Annotated in this window: 19 protein-coding genes and 1 rRNA gene; 18 read left to right on the forward strand and 2 right to left on the reverse strand. The window is 48.2% G+C overall.

What is annotated here, in order from left to right; genetic code table 11:
- Positions 1 to 38: 38 nt before the first annotated feature.
- The 9 genes from rrf to pssA all read left to right on the forward strand — a co-directional run bounded on the left by rrf (position 39) and on the right by pssA (position 9,219).
- Positions 39 to 155, forward strand: a 5S ribosomal RNA gene (gene rrf, locus A7975_RS10950).
- Positions 156 to 503: 348 nt separating this feature from the next.
- Positions 504 to 965 (forward strand): CtsR family transcriptional regulator, encoded by a 462-nt coding sequence (locus A7975_RS10955; protein ID WP_053373863.1) that lies wholly within the window; start codon positions 504 to 506, stop codon positions 963 to 965.
- A 35-nt stretch (positions 966 to 1,000) separates the two neighbouring features.
- Positions 1,001 to 1,522, forward strand: a complete 522-nt coding sequence (gene mcsA / locus A7975_RS10960; protein ID WP_053373864.1) for a protein-arginine kinase activator protein McsA — start codon at positions 1,001 to 1,003, stop codon at positions 1,520 to 1,522.
- A 28-nt stretch (positions 1,523 to 1,550) separates the two neighbouring features.
- The gene (gene mcsB, locus A7975_RS10965; protein WP_082198138.1) at positions 1,551 to 2,630 is read left to right on the forward strand and encodes a protein-arginine kinase McsB; all 1,080 of its coding nucleotides are present in this window, start codon (positions 1,551 to 1,553) and stop codon (positions 2,628 to 2,630) included.
- Positions 2,631 to 2,632: 2 nt separating this feature from the next.
- Complete coding sequence (clpC, locus tag A7975_RS10970) at positions 2,633 to 5,092, forward strand: ATP-dependent protease ATP-binding subunit ClpC (protein ID WP_053373865.1); 2,460 nt, start codon at positions 2,633 to 2,635, stop codon at positions 5,090 to 5,092.
- Between the two features lie 132 nt (positions 5,093 to 5,224).
- A complete protein-coding gene (locus tag A7975_RS10975) occupies positions 5,225 to 5,572 on the forward strand; it encodes an antibiotic biosynthesis monooxygenase (RefSeq protein ID WP_053373866.1) in 348 nt (115 codons plus the stop codon).
- Between the two features lie 357 nt (positions 5,573 to 5,929).
- On the forward strand, positions 5,930 to 7,297 hold the full coding sequence (gene radA / locus A7975_RS10980) for a DNA repair protein RadA (protein WP_053373867.1): 1,368 nt from the start codon (positions 5,930 to 5,932) through the stop codon (positions 7,295 to 7,297).
- Positions 7,298 to 7,308: 11 nt separating this feature from the next.
- On the forward strand, positions 7,309 to 8,385 hold the full coding sequence (gene disA / locus A7975_RS10985) for a DNA integrity scanning diadenylate cyclase DisA (protein ID WP_053373868.1): 1,077 nt from the start codon (positions 7,309 to 7,311) through the stop codon (positions 8,383 to 8,385).
- Positions 8,386 to 8,472: 87 nt separating this feature from the next.
- A complete protein-coding gene (gene pssA, locus A7975_RS10990; protein ID WP_053373869.1) occupies positions 8,473 to 9,219 on the forward strand; it encodes a CDP-diacylglycerol--serine O-phosphatidyltransferase in 747 nt (248 codons plus the stop codon).
- Positions 9,220 to 9,506: 287 nt separating this feature from the next.
- Here the strand turns inward: pssA and A7975_RS10995 are convergent, their stop codons facing one another.
- Positions 9,507 to 10,469, reverse strand: a complete 963-nt coding sequence (locus A7975_RS10995; protein ID WP_053373870.1) for a tyrosine-type recombinase/integrase — start codon at positions 10,467 to 10,469, stop codon at positions 9,507 to 9,509.
- Positions 10,470 to 10,617: 148 nt separating this feature from the next.
- On the opposite strand from A7975_RS10995, the gene A7975_RS11000 reads away from it, so the two are divergent.
- Positions 10,618 to 11,250 (forward strand): HD-GYP domain-containing protein, encoded by a 633-nt coding sequence (locus A7975_RS11000; RefSeq protein ID WP_082198139.1) that lies wholly within the window; start codon positions 10,618 to 10,620, stop codon positions 11,248 to 11,250.
- 85 nt (positions 11,251 to 11,335) lie between these two features.
- Here the strand turns inward: A7975_RS11000 and A7975_RS11005 are convergent, their stop codons facing one another.
- Positions 11,336 to 11,731 (reverse strand): nucleoside triphosphate pyrophosphohydrolase family protein, encoded by a 396-nt coding sequence (locus A7975_RS11005; protein WP_053373872.1) that lies wholly within the window; start codon positions 11,729 to 11,731, stop codon positions 11,336 to 11,338.
- A gap of 176 nt (positions 11,732 to 11,907) precedes the next feature.
- Here A7975_RS11005 and A7975_RS11010 point away from each other — a divergent pair, with 176 nt between their 5' ends.
- The 8 genes from A7975_RS11010 to rlmB all read left to right on the forward strand — a co-directional run bounded on the left by A7975_RS11010 (position 11,908) and on the right by rlmB (position 19,790).
- Positions 11,908 to 13,005, forward strand: a complete 1,098-nt coding sequence (locus A7975_RS11010; protein WP_065385168.1) for a PIN/TRAM domain-containing protein — start codon at positions 11,908 to 11,910, stop codon at positions 13,003 to 13,005.
- A gap of 150 nt (positions 13,006 to 13,155) precedes the next feature.
- Positions 13,156 to 13,875, forward strand: a complete 720-nt coding sequence (ispD, locus tag A7975_RS11015) for a 2-C-methyl-D-erythritol 4-phosphate cytidylyltransferase (protein ID WP_065385169.1) — start codon at positions 13,156 to 13,158, stop codon at positions 13,873 to 13,875.
- Complete coding sequence (gene ispF / locus A7975_RS11020; protein ID WP_053373875.1) at positions 13,872 to 14,354, forward strand: 2-C-methyl-D-erythritol 2,4-cyclodiphosphate synthase; 483 nt, start codon at positions 13,872 to 13,874, stop codon at positions 14,352 to 14,354. Before ispD ends, ispF begins: the two co-directional genes overlap by 4 nt.
- 116 nt (positions 14,355 to 14,470) lie before the next feature.
- Positions 14,471 to 15,943 carry a glutamate--tRNA ligase gene (gene gltX / locus A7975_RS11025; protein WP_065385170.1) on the forward strand — a complete coding sequence of 491 codons (1,473 nt, stop codon included), beginning with the start codon at positions 14,471 to 14,473 and terminating at the stop codon, positions 15,941 to 15,943.
- A gap of 521 nt (positions 15,944 to 16,464) precedes the next feature.
- Positions 16,465 to 17,127, forward strand: coding sequence for a serine O-acetyltransferase (gene cysE / locus A7975_RS11035; RefSeq protein ID WP_053373877.1), 663 nt, complete (start codon positions 16,465 to 16,467; stop codon positions 17,125 to 17,127).
- Positions 17,124 to 18,560, forward strand: a complete 1,437-nt coding sequence (gene cysS / locus A7975_RS11040; protein WP_053373878.1) for a cysteine--tRNA ligase — start codon at positions 17,124 to 17,126, stop codon at positions 18,558 to 18,560. Before cysE ends, cysS begins: the two co-directional genes overlap by 4 nt.
- Positions 18,557 to 18,985, forward strand: a complete 429-nt coding sequence (locus A7975_RS11045) for a Mini-ribonuclease 3 (protein WP_065385172.1) — start codon at positions 18,557 to 18,559, stop codon at positions 18,983 to 18,985. Before cysS ends, A7975_RS11045 begins: the two co-directional genes overlap by 4 nt.
- Before the next feature lie 49 nt (positions 18,986 to 19,034).
- On the forward strand, positions 19,035 to 19,790 hold the full coding sequence (gene rlmB, locus A7975_RS11050; protein ID WP_053373880.1) for a 23S rRNA (guanosine(2251)-2'-O)-methyltransferase RlmB: 756 nt from the start codon (positions 19,035 to 19,037) through the stop codon (positions 19,788 to 19,790).

Consider the following 19,790-nt stretch of genomic DNA (forward strand, 5'->3'; position numbering starts at 1 on the left):
ATCTTTCGTATCCAGTTTTCAGCGTGCAACACGCTACGTTTGGTGGCGATGGCGGAGGGGAACCACGCGTTCCCATACCGAACACGACCGTTAAGCCCTCCAGCGCCAATGGTACTTAGACCGCAGGGTCTTGGGAGAGTAGGACGTCGCCAAGCAGGTGTTATACTTACACCGAAGCAGCAACCGAGAGGTTGTCTGTAATTACCTTTGCACCTTGAAANGTTGTTTTCCCTTAGGGGAAATATTATGGAGAAATGTCCATCGTTCGGTTGAAAAACGGCCGCCTATGTATAAACAGAGTGCAACCGCACCAAGCTATTATATAAATGAATTTAAACGACCACTTGACCTTTTGCTAAAATTGCATATAATAAAATCAAAGTCAAAGAAAGTCAAAGTCAATTGTCCGAATATTCGGTGTCTGATGATTTTGGCTAAATAACAATTTTGTATTAATGTTTCAACTTTGGCTTTGTTGGTTATTTCTCAGGGAGGTTGGTGGTTTGCGTAACATTTCCGATCTCATCGAACAGTATCTGAAGCATATGCTCCAAGATAGCCCAGAGGGCGCAGTGGAAATTCAGCGTAATGACTTAGCTGACAAATTTTCTTGTGTACCGTCGCAGATCAACTACGTCATCAGCACTCGCTTTACCATGGAGAAAGGATACATGGTTGAAAGCAAGCGCGGAGGCGGAGGCTATATCCGTATACAACGGATTGATCTTCCGGCATTGAAGGCGATTCAATTCCACATCGAGGAAACGGTTGGAGAATGTGTTGATCAAAGTGCGGCGGAAGGACTTATTTATCAGCTGGAGGAAGCAAGGCTCATTACCAAGCGAGAAGGCAACCTGCTTCGTGCAGCCGTGCATCGCGATACAATCGCGCTCAAGCTGCCGCTAAGAGATGAAATGAGGGCCCGGTTACTCCGGTCCATGCTTATCTCATTGCTGGTTAAATAACGCGAAACCGTTTATACCCGGAGGAGGGATCACGCTTGTTTTGCCAAGAATGCGGCAAAAAGCCGGCTACGCTTCATTTTACAAAAATCATTAATGGTGAGAAGAACGAATTTCACATTTGTGAAAGCTGTGCTCGTGAGAAAGGGGAAGGAATTCCTGGGGCGCCGAATAGCTTCTCGATTCATAGCTTATTGTCAGGACTTCTTGATTTTGAGCATTTGGGCGGGTCAGGGATTGCCGGTATAAAGCAGGAAACGCTGCGATGCGAGGAATGCGGATTAACCTATTCCCAGTTCAGCAAGATCGGCCGCTTCGGCTGCAGCAATTGTTATCAAGCGTTTGAAGGTAAACTTGATCCTCTTCTCAAACGGGTTCACAGCAGTACCGTACACAGCGGAAAAATACCGAAGCGCTCAGGCGGACAAATTCAGTGCAAGCGCGAGATCGAACAGCTGAGGCGGGATTTGCAAGCGAAAATAGAGCATGAGGAGTTTGAGAGCGCAGCGCAGCTGCGTGATCGAATACGTGAACTGGAGCGCCAAATTGCCGACCTGTAAGCTGGCATAGAAGGAGTGAGTAAGGCTCTTGACTAAGCATCGATTCTCAGAACATGCACTAAGCGAATGGATGAAGGATGTAGGTCCCGAATCTGAAATTGTCATTAGCAGCAGAGTGCGCGTAGCTCGTAATCTAAGGCATCAGCCATTTCCATTACTTGCGACGAATCAGCAATCCAAGGATGTGATGGATCAGCTGACTGAAGTAAGCCAAAGCGGCAAGCTGCAGTCCATTGGTTCATTTGAAACGATTATTTTGTCAGATTTAAGCGAGCTTGATAAAAGGGTGCTCGTCGAAAAGCATCTGATAAGTCCTAATTTAGCGAATGATTCGCGATGCGGGGCCGTTATTTTGAGCGATAATGAATCTGTTAGCATAATGATTAACGAAGAAGATCACTTGCGCATCCAATGTCTATATCCAGGTTTCCAAATTCAAGAGGCTTGGGCGTTGGCCAGCGGAATTGACGATATTTTTGAAGATGCGGCTGATTATGCGTTTGATGAGAAACGCGGTTATTTAACGACATGTCCAACAAATGTTGGAACAGGCATTCGGGCTTCGGTGATGATGCATTTGCCGGCACTTGTGCTCACGTCCCAAATCAATCGTATTTTGTCAGCAGTCACGCAGGTGGGCTTAGCGGTTAGAGGATTGTACGGCGAAGGCAGCGAAGCGCTTGGCAACTTGTTTCAGGTGTCGAACCAAATTACGCTGGGACAATCCGAGAACGAGATCATTGAAAATCTTTATAGCGTAGCAAGGCAAATTATTGAGCATGAGAAAGCGGCTCGCAAGCGTCTTATGCAAGAGTCGCGGCTAAGAACGGAGGATCGCATAAAGCGATCGTACGGTATTTTGTCTCATGCATCGATTATGGATTCCAAGGAAGCGGCACAGCGATTATCGGATGTGCGGCTTGGAGCAGATTTGGGGATTTTATCTGATGTAACGCCACAAGTGTTGAATGAGCTTTTGGTAATGACTCAGCCCGGGTTTCTACAACAAACCTTCGACGAGAAGATGAGCCCAGAGCAGAGGGATTTCAGGAGAGCAGAACTCATCCGCAAGCAATTGCGCGGTGAAAAAGGCCATGGGGGTGCGTGAATATGATGTTTGGAAGATTTACGGAGCGAGCACAGAAGGTGCTTGCATTAGCGCAAGAAGAAGCAGTCCGTCTCGGACATAACAATATCGGTACAGAGCATATTTTGCTCGGTCTTATCCGCGAAGGAGAAGGAATAGCGGCCAAAGCCTTAATCGGACTTGGATTAGGACTTGAGAAAATTCAGGATGAGGTTGAAGCGTTGATCGGCCGTGGACAAGAGCAGCCGAACAACATTGCATATACGCCACGCGCGAAAAAAGTGATTGAGCTCTCGATGGATGAAGCGAGAAAGCTTGGCCACACGTATGTAGGCACAGAGCATATCCTTCTAGGCCTTATTCGTGAAGGAGAAGGCGTAGCAGCGCGCGTGCTGAATAACCTTGGCATCAGCCTCAACAAGGCTCGTCAGCAGGTGCTGCAGCTGCTAGGCAGCAGCGAGGCGGTATCGAGCAATCATGGCTCACCGGCTAACGTAAGCACGCCTACGCTTGATGGTCTTGCAAGAGACTTGACGGCTTATGCGAAGGAAGGAAATTTGGATCCTGTTATCGGACGGAGCAAAGAAATTGAGCGCGTTATTCAAGTGCTTAGCCGCCGTACGAAAAACAATCCAGTGCTAATCGGGGAACCCGGTGTAGGTAAAACAGCAATCGCTGAGGGCCTGGCACAAAAGATTATTGAGAATGAAATTCCAGAAACATTGCGCGACAAACGGGTCATGACGCTGGATATGGGCTCAGTTGTAGCCGGTACGAAATACCGCGGCGAGTTCGAGGACCGCCTGAAGAAGATCATGGATGAGATTCGCCAAGCCGGCAATATTATTCTATTCATCGATGAGCTTCATACATTGATCGGCGCAGGCGGAGCAGAGGGCGCGATCGATGCATCTAACATTTTGAAGCCCGCATTGGCACGTGGCGAGCTGCAATGTATCGGTGCAACTACGCTTGACGAGTACCGCAAATATATCGAGAAGGATGCAGCGCTCGAGCGCCGCTTCCAGCCGATTACGGTTGATCAGCCTTCGCCGGAAGAAGCGATTCAAATTTTGTACGGCCTGCGTGACCGTTACGAGGCTCATCACCGCGTGAAAATTACGGATGAAGCAATCGTGCAAGCGGTGAAGCTATCCGATCGTTATATCCCGGATCGTTTCTTGCCGGATAAAGCGATTGACCTTATTGATGAAGCTGGCTCTAAAGTACGCTTGCATTCTTATACCGTACCGCCAAATTTGAAACAGCTTGAAAATCGTTTGGAGGATATCCGCAAGGAGAAGGATTCCGCGGTTCAAAGCCAAGAGTTCGAGAAAGCGGCAGCGCTTCGCGATACGGAGCAAAAAATCCGCGAAGAGCTTGATGTAACGAAAAACCAATGGAAAGAAAAGCAGGGCCGTACCGATTCCGAGGTAACGCCGGAGGATATCGCTCAGGTTGTAGCTAGCTGGACGGGAATTCCGGTCAGCAAGCTCGCAGAAGGCGAGACGGAGCGTCTGCTCAAAATGGAAGAGATACTTCATGACCGTATTATCGGGCAAGAGGATGCCGTTAAATCGGTATCCAGAGCGATCCGTCGTGCTCGCGCTGGCTTGAAAGATCCGAAGCGTCCAATTGGTTCGTTCATTTTCTTAGGACCTACCGGCGTTGGTAAAACGGAGCTGGCAAGAGCGCTAGCCGAGGCGATGTTCGGTGACGAGAATGCGGTTATCCGGATCGACATGTCGGAGTATATGGAGAAGCATTCGACTTCACGTCTAGTCGGAGCGCCTCCTGGATATGTGGGCTATGAAGAAGGCGGCCAATTAACCGAAAAGGTACGTCGCAAGCCATATTCCGTTGTACTCCTTGACGAGATCGAGAAGGCTCACCCTGAAGTATTCAACATTTTGCTGCAGGTGCTTGAGGATGGCCGCTTGACTGATTCCAAAGGCCGCGTCGTCGATTTCCGGAACACATTGATTATTATGACGTCCAACGTTGGCGCTGACCAAATTAAACGCAATTCCTCGCTTGGCTTTACAGCCGTGCAGGATGCGGGACGTGATTTCTTGCAAATGAAGGACAAAGTGATGGCAGAGCTTAAGAAAAGCTTCCGTCCAGAGTTCCTCAACCGGATCGACGAGAGCATCGTATTCCACTCGCTTGGCGAGGAGCATATTGCTCAAATCGTTACGCTTATGTCAGAGGAGCTTCGCAAGCGCCTGCGTGAGCAAGAGGTTGATTTCGTCTTGACCGATGGAGCCAAAGCATTCCTTGCTAAGGAAGGTTATGATCCGCAATACGGAGCGCGACCGCTTCGCCGGGCAATCCAAAAGCATATCGAGGATCGTTTGTCCGAAGATTTGCTGATGGGTAAAATCCAAAAGGGCGATACGTTCACTATTGACGAAAAAGACGGCGCCTTGACGGTTACGAAAGCCATCTCGGAGCAAGAGCCTGAAGAATCAACTGCGAAATAAAGCATAAACCTAGACTGTCCCGCAACCAGAAATGATGCTTGCGGGACAGTTTTTATTATGGAATACAATTGACAATGAGAATCATTATCGTATAATGGCAGTAGAGCATTACATAGAAGGGGAGGAACAACGATGATAGTTGTTACAAATACAATTAAAGTAAAAAAGGGCCACGGGGAGACGGTAGCCAAACGTTTTCAAAATTCAAAAGGGATTGACCAATCGCCTGGTTTTGTGCGCATGGAGGTGTTGTTTACAGAAGGGCTAGAGGAATTTGATGAGCTGAAAGTAAGCACCACTTGGGAAAACAAAGCTTCCTTCGAGGGCTGGGTGAACAGCGACTCATTTCGCCAAGCGCATGCACATCGCGGAGGCCAGTCACAGGGCGCTGACGGACAGCAAACGGAAAGCGTCATGCTAGGCTCGCATCTGACGACGCATCGCGTTTTGGTTGCTCGACAAGCTGGAATTGAGGCGTAGTACATTTTTAACAAAACCCGTTTGATTCAGAATGATTTCGCTCTCTTATCCACTGTGGATAAAGGGGGCGTTTTTTTATAGATTATTTCTTTGAAAGGCTGTGGGGATATGTTGATGACTTGTGGATAATGTTGATAACTTGTTAATAAGTCTGTGGACAATGCCGATATTATAGAACAGGGATAGGTTGTATTGTGGGAAACGAATAATAGAAGCGATAATAACCTTTTTCATCAACAATGTGGGTTTATACATTGGGGATTAAATGGTAAACTTTATGTAGCATCATTTTAAGGAGTATCGCGAGGGATGGCATCAACTATTTGGTGCTAGCCCATAACGTTTAAGGAGTACGGAATGGCCAAAATTAAAACAAAGTTTGTTTGTACGGAATGTGGAACAGAAGCGGCTAAATGGCTCGGAAAATGTCCGGGTTGTCATGCATGGAACTCTATGGTGGAAGAAAAAGAAACCGTTGTGAAGACAAAGGGCGTCGGATTGTCATCGTTTCATGCGAAAGAAAAGCCGCAGTCCATCATACATATAGAAAGTGGGCAAGAGCCGCGTATCGAAACGAGGATGCTTGAGCTCAACCGAGTGCTCGGCGGAGGCGTTGTGCCTGGCTCGCTTATTCTGGTCGGCGGAGATCCCGGTATCGGCAAATCAACGCTATTGCTGCAAACCTCTCACGCGTTAGCGGTGAAGGGACTGAAGGTGCTCTATATTTCCGGGGAGGAGTCCGTGCGTCAGACGAGGCTAAGGGCGGATCGCCTTGGAGCGCTGACGGAATCGCTGTATGTATTATGCGAGACCAATATGGAGCAAATTAATGATGCTATCGAATCGGTTCAGCCAGATTTTCTCGTTATTGATTCGATTCAAACGGTGTATGACCCGAATGTGCAATCAGCGCCCGGCAGCGTATCGCAGGTCCGTGAATGTACGGCTCACTTTATGCGGGTCGCCAAAATCAAAGGGGTTGCGACTGTGCTTGTCGGCCATGTGACGAAGGAAGGCGCGATTGCCGGACCGAGGCTGCTGGAGCATATGGTGGATTGCGTTCTATATTTTGAAGGGGAGCGCCATCATACGTATCGTATCTTGCGGGCCGTAAAAAACCGGTTTGGTTCGACAAATGAAATCGGAATTTTCGAAATGGGCGAGGATGGCCTAAGGGAAGTATCGAACCCTTCCGAGTTATTTTTGTCGGAGCGCCCTCTTGGGGTATCAGGCTCGACGGTCGTCGCAAGCATGGAAGGAACAAGGCCTGTGCTGGTTGAGCTTCAGGCGCTTGTTGCGACAACCAATTTTCCATCTCCGAGAAGAATGTCTACGGGAATCGACCATCACCGTATGGCGCTGATCATTGCGGTGCTGGAGAAGAGAAACGGCATGTTCCTGCAAACGCAGGATGCGTACTTGAACGTTGCAGGCGGAGTGAAGCTCGATGAGCCGGCGGTTGACCTTGCAGCCGCCGTCAGCATTGCATCCAGCTTTCGGGATGCCCCAACCAAGCCATACGATGTCATCTTTGGCGAAGTAGGGCTAACGGGCGAGGTTCGTGCCGTATCGCGTGCGGAGCAGCGAGTGAAGGAAGCGGAGAAGCTTGGTTTTAAACGTGTCATTATGCCGGAGAAGAGCTTAAAGGGCTGGAAGCCACCCTCTGGCATAGAAATTATTGGCGTAACCACAGTGTCGGAAGCACTTAAGGCAGCGCTTGGATAGGGGGGCAGACGATGAAGGAACCTACGCAGTTAGAAATAATGAATCAATTATTGCAACTAGTCGCACCAGGTACCCCTTTTCGTGATGGGCTTGAGAATGTGCTTCGGGCCAAAACGGGGGCGTTACTTGTTGTTGGATATAGTCCTGAGGTGATGGAGGTTGTAGATGGGGGCTTCTCCATTAATTGCGACTTCTCACCGAACTATTTGTATGAGCTAGCCAAAATGGACGGCGCGATTATTTTGAGCGAGGATATGCGCAGAATATTGTATGCGAACACACAGCTCATTCCGAACAGCTCCATTCCATCGATTGAAACGGGTATACGTCACCGGACGGCGGAGCGCGTTGCTAAGCAAACGGGTAAGCTCGTCGTATCGATCTCGCAGCGACGTAACATTATTACGCTTTATCAAGGCAACCTGCGTTATTCGCTGAAGGATATGGGCGTTATTTTGACTAAGGCGAACCAGGCGATTCAAACGCTCGAGAAATATAAAGCGGTGCTTAGCCAATCGTTTACGAATTTATCTGCGCTTGAGTTTGAAGAGCTTGTTACGCTGCAGGAAGTGGCGCATGTTATTCAGCGTGTGGAGATGGTGCTGCGCATCAAGATGGAGATTAAGCGTTATGTTATTGAGCTAGGTACGGAAGGCCGATTGATCAGCATGCAAATGGATGAGCTGGTCGGCGGCGTAGAAGAGGACGCGTGGTACTTACTTAAGGATTACGCAAAAGAAAATTCGGATGAGAAGATTCGGGAAATTCGGGCAGGGTTGAAGAAGCTAAGCTCAGATGAGCTGCTTGATGCGCCGCCAATCATCCGTTTGATCGGTTATCCACATACGAGCAATATGAACGACGAATCCGTTTCCCCACGCGGTTATCGCCTCCTGAACAAAATACCGAGATTGCCGCTCATTATTATGAACAATCTAATTGAACGGTTCGGACGGCTGCCTCATATTTTGATGGCGACGATTGAAGAATTGGATGAGGTTGAAGGCATTGGAGAAGTGCGGGCACGGGCTATCAAAGAGGGTCTCAAGCGGATCCAAGAGCAGATGTTCATTGACAGGCAAATCTAAATCCCATACAATGGATTGAATGTGGTCTTTTAACGAGATGTACATTCGTTAAGGGTTTTGGGGCATAGTAGAGAAGAGGTGGAAAAGATGATCGCAAAATCGATACCGAGCCTTCTCACGGTGGGGAACCTATTTTTAGGGGTAATCGCCATCATTCTTGTATTTAATGAAAAACCAGATACAGCGGCCATGATGGTGTTAATCGCCATGCTGCTTGATGGTGTAGACGGACGCGTTGCTCGGGCGCTGAACGTTCAAAGTGAGTTCGGCAAAGAGCTAGACTCCTTATCCGATGTGATTTCGTTTGGCGTAGCGCCTGCTTTCATTATGTATGTTGTCGCTTTTCAAGATTTGAGTCCAACGTTCGCGTGGATTGTAACGGCATTGTTCCCCATATGCGGAGCGTTGCGCCTTGCTCGTTTCAACGTTATTTCAAGCGCGCCAGGCTACTTTATCGGGCTACCGATTCCGGCAGCTGGCGGTGTGTTAGCGACGCTCGCTTTATTCAAGGATGACATATACGTATCCGTGCTGCTTGCAAGCACGCTTGTGCTTTCCATACTTATGGTCAGTACGATTAAATATCCGAATTTCAAAAAGGTCGGTATTCCTAAAAGCGCGGTATGGGTTGTCCCAATCGTTATTGTGGTATCCGTCATACTTGGCCTCGTATTCAAAAACGATCTATCCAAAATATTGTTTGTACCGCTGCTGCTTTATGCGCTGTACGGCCTAAAAAAAAACGTTGATCGCCGATTGCCCAAGCGAAATCGCAAGCGGAAGAAACGCGATGAAGTCACTGAAGAGCCTGTTCAATCAGAGAAGCCAGCTTAAACCGTTAGCTTAAAAGATAAGTAAATAGCGTTCCTACACACGATCATCGGTGTGTAGGAACGCTATTTTTATTTTTTGTAATAAAATCGCAGAAATAAATGATTTAGAGCGTTGTTAACACGAAAATAAATATAATAATTGCGTACGAGATGTCGCATAATAACAGTTATACGACAAAATTAGACACAAATAATAAAATCAACACTTACTATTATATGCCATTAATACCATCTTTACAACGTGGTTTGCATTTTATATAGGCAATAAGAACCTCCTTCACTAGTCTGTTAGATATAGGCGATCAATAATTCTTCTACATAATCAGAAGCTGACTTCGTAAGTTGTTCGACGGTATGCAAATATCGCTGAGTCGTATTGATGTGCGAATGGCCAAGCGTTTCCTGCACCTGCTGCAAAGAAGCTCCGTTTAATAACGCAAGTGTGGCGTTTGTATGCCTTAGCCAGTGAGGGGTAACCGGCTTGTCCAAACCGCATTTTAAGCAAGCGGCTTTAATCATCCGCTCCACTTGTCTGGAAGTAATGCTGAACACTTGCGAATCAGAGCTGCTGCTTAGATGCGGCTTAGTACCTAAGTAGCTGGAAAATAGAAGCCATAAATGTCGTGGTACTTTTATATCTCTTATTTTACCACCTTTTCCTCTGGTGACGGTTAACCAAACGTTTGATTCCGTGGCATCTGAGTAAAAATCGCACCAGCGGATAGAGCATAATTCGGACACTCGCAAGCCCAGAAGAAGAAGGCTTAATGCTATTAAATAATTACGCTTGTTATCATATTGCAAAAATTGCAGCAGCTTGCCTACCTCATTCTTAGTTAGAAAATGCTTTTTGCTCATTAACGGAATGACGGGGAGGCGGACGCTGCTAGTCGGATTCTGCTGGAACAATCCGATGTTTGGATCACTGCCCCATTTATAAAACGATTTTAGAGCGGCGATGGTTGCGGATACGGAGGCTGGAGCAAGCGGCAAGCCTGTTTTTTCATTTTTGAGCGATAGGAGATAAACCTTGAAAGCCTCGATTTCTCTCCACGTAACATCGTTCATGTTCTTGTAGGATATGAACATCCGGAATCGTTCAATGGCTCTGTAGTAGCTCTTATAAGTATGCTGCGATCTGCTGCGGTTGCTCAAAAACATCTGGATTTTTTGTTCATCCGTAAATGTTATTTCTTTCTCCTTTACTACCTGTAAAGCTAGTCTTTCCTCTGAAAATGACCCAACTATCATCAGAATTCCTCCTCTTGTTGTCGTATAACTGTTATTATGCGACATCTCGCTGTATGTATAATATTTCAAGTCTATAGACTATATTTGACAAAATGAGCTCTAAAAGCAACTGTATGGCAATCTCGATGTGATTGAGAAGGAGAAGCGGATGACGATTAGTCCAGGTTATGCGGAAGTGATGTCCTTACAGCAAACCAACGTAGGCAGTTGGATGAAGTACTTGATGTATAAGAGTCCGGCTACTTATCGGCACTGTGTCAGAGTAGCCCTGTTGGCTGAAATATTCGCTCCACATTTACCTATTAGCGACAATGAGAAAGAAGCCTTCATAAGGGGAAGTTTCCTGCATGATGTGGGGAAGGTGAGAGTTCCAAATGAAATTTTGCACAAAAAAGGCCGATTGAGCGAATGGGAGTGGAGCATACTTCGCAGGCATCCCCAATACGGCGAGGAAATTTTGATCAATCATTCATTCTACGATGTAAATATTTTGCAATTGGTCAGATACCATCATGAGCGATACGACGGTGCCGGTTACCCTGACGGGCTCATGGGAGATCAAATCCCTATTTTCGCAAGAGCATGCTCGATTATTGATGCGTTTGATTCGATGCTGTCGTCTCGGCCTTATCGCATGCCCCTTACGAAGGAGCAGGCTTATACCGAGCTGCAAAAAAACAATGACTTACAGTTTGACGGGTCACTGGTGGATTTGTTTTTAAATATACCCGATGAAGAAATGGGGCTATATTTTAGCTGTATGAAGTCGAAGGCGAAGTAGCCGGACATAAAGAAAAAGCTTTGAGGAAAAGGTCCTCAAAGCTTTAGACAATGGTCTGGCTCAATCATTATGTCCTTGTAAGCACTTACGTTAAGTTAAACAGTCCTAAAGTCGAGCATTTGTCGTACTCGTCAGCAATAACCTCATCGAGTTGAATATCCAGCAAATTGCATAAAGCCGTCATGTAAAATAAGTTGCGTCCAAGATCAGACTTCAATACGTCGCGGCAATGCTCGCACACGGCTCCCGTGAGATGACTTTGCAGTGTTGTTTTTGCATCCTCAAGATTAAGTTCGTCTGAGTATTGCTGCTTGCGGGCATTTAGCTCGATACAGCCGCAATCTGTCACTGCTTTCGTGACTGCACGGTTGACAGAAGCGCTTGACTGACCGAATTTGGACATGACATCTAGTAAGCTGCGGTGCCGGAGCAGCAATTCGGATACTTGCTGCTGAAATTGATCCAGTGTAGGAGCGCTCATCGGTTCCACCTCTTTCACCAACCTCGTATGATGTAATCTTAATTTCCATTATAAGCTTCCTACCCTCTCTTTTCAAAATGTGAATTATTAAAATTTATAAATGTTTGCAATTAATAGGCTCCCCCACGGTTAGCAAGGCAATTATTGGAACATAATTGTAGTGGAGGTGAACCATAATGGTTAGACGAATTATTCAAATAATGGGTATGTTGTTCGGTGGTATGGCAGGCGGTGAGGTATACGGATGGATGAATGGAGCGACCGTATGGTCTGGCTCATCCTTCGGAATGCTACAGCGATCCGGCACTTATTACATGAATGTAGCAATTGGCGCGGTTTTTGGTGTGGTTGTGGCAACGATGCTTGCAGGGCAAGTCATTCGTTATATGCAAAAGGGCGCGGAGCAAACGGCAGCGCTTCCGATGCAGCAGTTGATTGCAGGGGCAGGCGGCCTGCTTGCGGGTTTATTGCTCACCGTATTGATTTATCCCGCTGTATCCGGCTTGGAAGGCTTAGGAAAACTCATTCCTGCAGCTATGATGGTATGCTTCGGCTATTTGGGTATGCGCATTGGCCTTCATAAGCAGGAGGAATTGGCTGAGGGCTTTGCTGCTTTAATTGAGAAGCGCAGGATCGCTCCGGCTGCAGATGAAGCAGGCGGCTACGAGGAGCATAAAATTTTGGACACGAGCGTTATTATTGATGGCCGTATTGCAGATATTTGCAAGACCGGGTTTATTGAAGGAACGCTTGTTATTCCGGAGTTTGTGCTCGAGGAGCTGCAGCATATAGCGGATTCTTCCGACTTGCTGAAGCGCAATAGAGGACGGCGCGGGCTCGATATTTTGAACAAGATTCAAAAAGAGCTTGATGTGAAGGTCCTTATTTATGAAGGAGACTTCGAGGAAATCGGAGAAGTGGACAGCAAGCTGGTTAAGCTGGCTAAGGCGCTTCACGGCAAAGTGGTTACGAATGATTTTAACTTAAACAAAGTGTGTGAGCTGCAAGGCGTATCGGTGCTGAATATTAATGATTTGGCTAATGCTGTGAAGCCTGTCGTCCTGCCGGGAGAAGAAATTATCGTTCAAGTGATAAAAGACGGCAAAGAGCATGGACAAGGTGTCGCGTATTTGGATGACGGCACGATGATCGTCGTTGAGGGCGGACGCGAATATATCGGCACGACGATGGAGGTGCTCGTGACAAGCGTGCTGCAAACGTCTGCGGGCCGAATGATATTCGCAAAGCCGAAGCTGTTGGAAAAAGCGCTGTAACAAGGTATGATAGTACTATTGTTTAAGCGCAAACGGCTGACGCCGTCCTTTGGCGTCAAAAGCTCGTTTCGCGGTGAAATATAAGAATATGGATAAGACGGAGTCTTATGCATGCTTATATTTTAACACAGTGTGAGGCGGGTCGAAGGCATGGGAGCAGATTGGGGAGTTATCATCGTTGCGGCCGGCAGAGGGACGCGGATGGGAACGAAGGAGAGCAAGCAGTACTTGCAGCTAGGGGACAAGCCTATTCTTGTCCATACGCTAGAGCTGTTTCAGTCGATGGATACAGTGAAGGAAGCTGTCCTTGTCGTAGGAAGCGATGATGTTGAGCGCTGCCGCAAGTGGGTTCAGGAATATGGAATAACGAAGGTAACAGCGGTAGTGACCGGGGGAGCAGAGCGGCAGCATTCCGTATATTGCGGACTTCAGGAGCTGACAAGCGAATGGGTGATGGTGCATGACGGCGTTCGGCCGCTTGTGACGGCTGATGCTGTCCGCGCATGCTGCGAGCAGGCGGAGAAGAGCGGCGCCTCGGTACTGGCTGTGCCGGTTAAAGATACGATTAAACAAGTGAATGAAGCGGGTGTGATCATTTCGACACCGGACCGCCGAAGCTTGTGGGCGATACAAACGCCGCAAGCTTTTCGACGTGTCCTGCTGCTGGAGGCGCATGAGCGCGCGTTGGCAGAGCAATTTGTTGGGACGGATGACGCGATGGTTGTAGAGCGTATGGGAGCTAGCGTCACCGTTGCGGAAGGCGAATACACAAATATTAAAATTACGACGCCTGAAGATTTGCCGTGGGCGGAATTTTTACTCGCGAAGCGTCGTGCCGATAGGGCAGAGGGGAACGGTGAGCAAGGATGATTCGAGTTGGGCAAGGATTTGACGTGCATCAATTGGTAGAAGGGCGTCCATGTATTATTGGGGGAGTTACAATTCCTTATGAGAAGGGATTGCTTGGACATTCGGACGCTGACGTGCTGCTGCATGCGATAACGGATGCGATTCTTGGAGCGCTTGGGCTTGGCGATATTGGCAAGCATTTTCCGGATACGGATGCCGCATTTAAGGATGCGGACAGCTTGAAGCTGCTTGAGGAGATATGGAAGCTTGTGCGCGAGCGCGGTTATAAGCTAGGCAATATCGATTCCACGATCATTGCCCAGCGTCCGAAGATGCTGCCTTATATCCCGCAAATGGCTGAAGTTATCGCTAAGGCGCTTGAGGCGGACGTATCGCAGGTGAATGTAAAGGCGACTACGACTGAACAGCTTGGTTTTACGGGACGCGGCGAAGGGATTGCTGCACAATCCGTTGTCTGTCTGATCAAGGATGTGCTATGATCGGGATTATTCAACTTTAGCCATAGTTCAGAAGCAAGCTTTTGCTTCGCAAGACTATATTAGTAAATGCTTACGAGGCAAGCTTTTGCTTCGAAAACTTTTAGGAGGTATTTGAGATGACAGCAGAGGTTCGAGTTCGGTATGCCCCATCTCCGACGGGTCATTTACATATTGGAAATGCAAGAACGGCCTTGTTCAATTATTTATTCGCAAGAAATCAAGGCGGTAAATTCATTATTCGGATCGAAGATACTGACGTGAAGCGCAATGTTGCAGGCGGGGAAGAAAGCCAGCTTAAATATTTGAAGTGGCTCGGCATGGATTGGGACGAGAGCATCGATATCGGCGGCGGGTACGGGCCGTATCGCCAGACTGAGCGCATCGAGATCTACAACAAGTACTGGCAGGAGCTGATTGATCGCGGTCTAGCTTATCGCTGTTACTGCTCCGAGGAAGAGCTTGAGCAGGAGCGGGAAGCGCAAACCGAGCGTGGCGAGACGCCGCGTTATTCCGGATTGCACCGTAACTTAACGGAAGAGCAGCGGCAAGCTTTTGAAGCGGAGGGTCGTGTGCCGAGCATTCGCTTCCGTGTGCCCGAAGGACGCACTTACACGTTTAATGATATCGTGAAAGGCTCGATCAGCTTTGATACAGCGGAGATGGGCGATTTCGTAATCGTGAAGAAGGATGGTATTCCAACCTACAACTTTGCGGTTGTGCTTGACGATTATTTGATGAAAATCAGTCATGTATTGCGCGGCGAGGACCATATCTCCAATACGCCTCGTCAGCTCATGATCTATGAAGCGTTCGGCTGGGAGCCGCCGCAATTCGGTCATATGACACTCATCGTGAATGAACAGCGCAAGAAGCTGAGCAAACGCGACGAGTCGATTATTCAGTTTATTTCCCAATACGACGAGCTTGGCTATTTGCCGGAGGCTATGTTTAACTTCATTACGCTTCTTGGCTGGTCGCCGGAGGGTGAGCAGGAGATGTTTACCCGCGAGGAGCTTGTTTCTGTATTTAATCCGGAACGTCTAAGCAAAAGCCCTGCTGTATTCGATACGCAAAAGCTGAGCTGGATGAACAATGAATATTTGAAAAAGGCGGATCTGCCGCGTCTCGTTGACCTTTGCTTGCCGCATCTGCAGCGGGCAGAGCGCGTAGCTAGCGACCTGGATGCGGAAGGCCGTGCATGGGTGACGGATCTTGTTGCGCTTCACCAGGACAAACTGCGCTATGCCGCTGAAATCGTGCCGATGACGGAGCTTTTCTTCCGCGATACGATTGAGGATGAGGGCGATGCGACTGTCGTGCTTGCAGAAGAGCAGGTGCCTGTCGTGCTTCAAGCTTTTCTGAAGCTTATTGAAGCGGGCGAAACGCCATTCCAAGTAGATGGAATAAAAGAAATGATCAAAGCGGTGCAGAAGGAGACGGGCTTCAAAGGCAAGCAGCTCTTCATGCCGATCCGCGCTGCGCTTACCGGGCAGACGCATGGCCCTGATTTGAACCAGTCGCTCGCTTTGCTTGGCAAAGAGAAGGTAACGAGCCGTCTTCGCGGACGTTTGGCTGGTTACGGGGTATAGACGCTTATAGCCGCTTTGTAATCGAGCGGACATAATGCCCTTGTCACATTTTTGGGTATTCGGTATACTATGACTAATAAATGAATGAATCGAACGGCCATGAACAGGAGAAGTACGTTTGCTTGTGGATTCGCAGAGAGGACAACCGTCATTCGAATCGGCGTCGCATCATGATGTGTGGCAATGGGAAAGCAGAATGGGGCTGAAAGTTGTCTGGTCCGCCGAACGGAAATATGCACCTGGGAGCTTTGTTCCGAGCTGTTGCATCAAGAAATGCGCGATAATAAGGGTAGGGCGGCTACGCCATATCATTTATGACGTACATTTTGCTGCACAGGGTAGGCAACAACGTATCGTCTGCGTTAAAGACCATAAGAGGAACGAATCATCAGCGCTTAAGCTGTCGATTTGTTCAAGCAGAGTGGAACCGCGAGATTACACGCCTCTGCAGCATAATATGCTGCAGAGGCTTTTTCTTTTTTATTGGAATCATATGAGCGCATGAAAAAGGAGCATTGCTTATGTTTCGTCATTTCCGATCGGACATAAATGCGGTTTTCGAGAATGATCCGGCCGCACGCAGTCGATTCGAGGTTATTTTCACCTATTCGGGCTTGCATGCCATTTGGGCTCATCGCATTGCTCATCCCCTTTTCCGCAGAGGATGGTATACTTTAGCACGAGTGATCTCTCAGGTGAGCCGTTTCATGACGGGCATCGAGATTCATCCGGGCGCTCAAATCGGTGAACGATTGTTTATCGATCACGGAATGGGTGTTGTCATTGGAGAAACCTGTGAAATTGGCGATGATGTCGTTATTTATCAAGGTGTGACTCTAGGCGGTACCGGCAAGGAAAAAGGAAAGCGCCATCCTACAATTGGCAATAATGTAGTTATTGGCTCTGGTGCGAAGGTGCTGGGCTCGTTCCAAGTCGGTGAGTTTTCCAGTATTGGATCGAATGCGGTTGTTCTGAGAGAAGTGCCTGCAAATTGCACCGTGGTAGGCAATCCGGGACGTGTCGTGAAACGCAATGGCGAGAGAGTGGGCGATCGGCTGGATCATACGCAGCTCCCCGATCCGGTAATCGAAATGTTCCGCACGATGCAGAAGGAAATAGATGAATTAAAAACCGAACTGAAGCAGCTTCGGGAACCTGTAGCTGGAGGAGAAATTCGAAAATGACAGTATCCATTTATAATACGGTATCAAGGGTTAAAGAGCCGTTTGTATCGCAAGAGCCGGGTAAAGTGAAGATGTATGTATGCGGTCCGACAGTCTATGATTACATTCATATCGGGAATGCGCGTCCCGTTATTTTCTTCGATGTTGTTCGTCGCTACTTGGAGGATGTCGGGAATGAGGTCCAATATGTTGTAAACTTTACGGATGTGGACGATAAGTTAATTCGCAAAGCGGAGCAGCTTGGTACAACAGTGCCTGAAGTGGCAGAAAAGTTTATTGCAGCGTTTTATGCGGATATCGAATCGCTTGGCGTTCATAAAGCGACGCTTAATCCGCGCGTGACGGAGCATATTCCTCAGATCGTAGCGTTTATTCAAGGGCTGATAGACAAAGGCTATGCTTATATGAGCGATGGGGATGTCTATTACCGTACAGCTGCATTCGCAGACTACGGCAAGCTGTCGCATCAGAATATTGAAGAGCTTCAATTCGGCATTCGCGTTGAAATTGGCGATCGCAAGGAGAACCAGCAGGATTTTGTATTATGGAAGGGCGCTAAGCCTGGGGAAATCAAATGGGAGAGCCCGTTTGGCGAAGGCCGTCCCGGCTGGCATATCGAGTGCTCGGCTATGGCGCGTGCCTATCTTGGAGATACGCTCGATATTCATGGGGGCGGGCATGATTTGCAATTTCCGCATCATGAGTGCGAGGTTGCCCAATCGGAGGCATTGACCGGCAAGCCCCTAGCAAACTACTGGATGCATAACGGCTATATTCACATAAACAACGAGAAAATGTCGAAATCGCTGGGCAACGGCATTTCGGTGCATGAGCTGGTGAAGCGGGTTAAGCCCCATGCGATCCGTTACTTTATGCTCTCGACACATTATCGCAGCCCGCTGAATTTCAGCGACGATACGGTTGCCCAAGCGGAGAACAGCGTAGAGCGGATCGCAAACTCTGCAGCAAATCTTAAGCACAGACTCTCAGCCATGGGCGGTGAATTTGCAGAAGCGGCAGGCAATGGCCTGGTCCCTTCGGGCGATGATGCGCTGGATGCGAGACTTAAGGCGATACATGAGCAATTCCATGCAAAAATGAGCGATGATTTTAACACGCCTGATGCGATAACCTCAGTATTCGATTTGGTAACGGAGGCGAATCAATATCTCAATCGTGCAGATGCGTCTGCAAACGGAGTATATGCTCTGCTTACTCTCCTTGAGCGTATGGATGCGGTACTTGGACTTCTGCCACAGCAGCAAGCGGACGCTGAACTGCTTGATGCGGATATCGAACAGTTAATTGTAGAGCGTACGGAAGCCCGTCAAACTAAAAACTGGGCTAGAGCCGACGAAATTCGCGATTTGCTGACGGAGAAAAACATCGTGCTTGAGGATACGCCGCAAGGCATCCGCTGGCGGCGCAAATGAGTGAGCATAATGATGTGAACATGCTGCTCTTTCATCCGCCTTCCAAAAAACCGCAGCTGATGAACCCGGTCGTTCTAGCTTATATTGGAGATGCCGTATTTGAGCTTCTCGTTCGGCAATACTTAATATCGCTTCCGAATCAGAAGCCGCATCATCTTCACCGCGAAGCGACCAAGTTTGTTTCGGCCAAAGGACAAAAGAGAACACTGGATTTATGGCAACCGCATTTGACCGAAGAAGAGGCGGACATTGTCCGCCGCGGACGCAATTCAAAATCGGGAACGCCTCCCAAAAATGCAGATCTCGCCGATTACCGGCTTGCTACCGCGCTTGAGAGCCTGGTAGGATATCTCTACTACGAGGGGCGTTTAGATAGACTGAACGAGCTGCTTGCAATAGCGCTTGGCGTTCAAGACAAGCAATAGGGCTGGAACAGCCAATCAAAATATAAAAATGATAAGAGGAGGGTAACCGATGACTGAAGAAACGATTCAAGATGAGATGATTGCCGGTAAGCACCCCGTGCTGGAGGCACTTCGTTCCGGACGCGAGATCAATAAAATTTGGATTGCCGATGGCGCGCAGAAAACGTTGACGCAGCCCATTGTTGCAGAAGCGAAGAAGTTCGGCATTGTCGTGCAGTTTGTAGACAAGAGAAAGCTTGACAGCCTCACCCCAGGCGTTACCCATCAGGGAGTTGTCGCTCAAGCGGCAGCTTTTGCCTATGTGGAAGTAGAAGAAATACTTGAACGTGCGAAGCAGCGTGACGAGGTTCCTTTTATCCTGCTGCTTGATGAAATTGAAGATCCGCATAACTTAGGCTCCATCCTGAGAACGGCTGAATGTACTGGCGTTCATGGCGTGATCATTCCGAAGAGGCGCTCTGCCGGACTTACGGCTACCGTGCTGAAGACATCAGCCGGCGCTGCCGAGCATGTTCCCGTTGCGCGAGTTACTAATTTGGCGCAAACGATCGATAAGCTGAAGGAAGCGGGCGTATGGGTTGCAGGCACTGACCTTAGCGCTTCACAGGATGTATATAAGATGAAATTTGATATGCCGCTAGTGATTGTTATTGGCAATGAGAGCAAAGGGATGGGAAGACTCATTAAGGAGAAATGTGATTTTCTCGTTAAGCTGCCTATGCTTGGCCAATTGAATTCATTGAATGCGTCAGTTGCGGCTGGCGTGCTGATGTATGAGGTCGTGCGGCAACGCCGGAGCATGTAG

Source organism: Bacillus sp. FJAT-26390, from assembly GCF_001682865.1.
In the GTDB taxonomy this organism is placed as follows: Bacteria; Bacillota; Bacilli; order Paenibacillales; family Paenibacillaceae; genus Pristimantibacillus.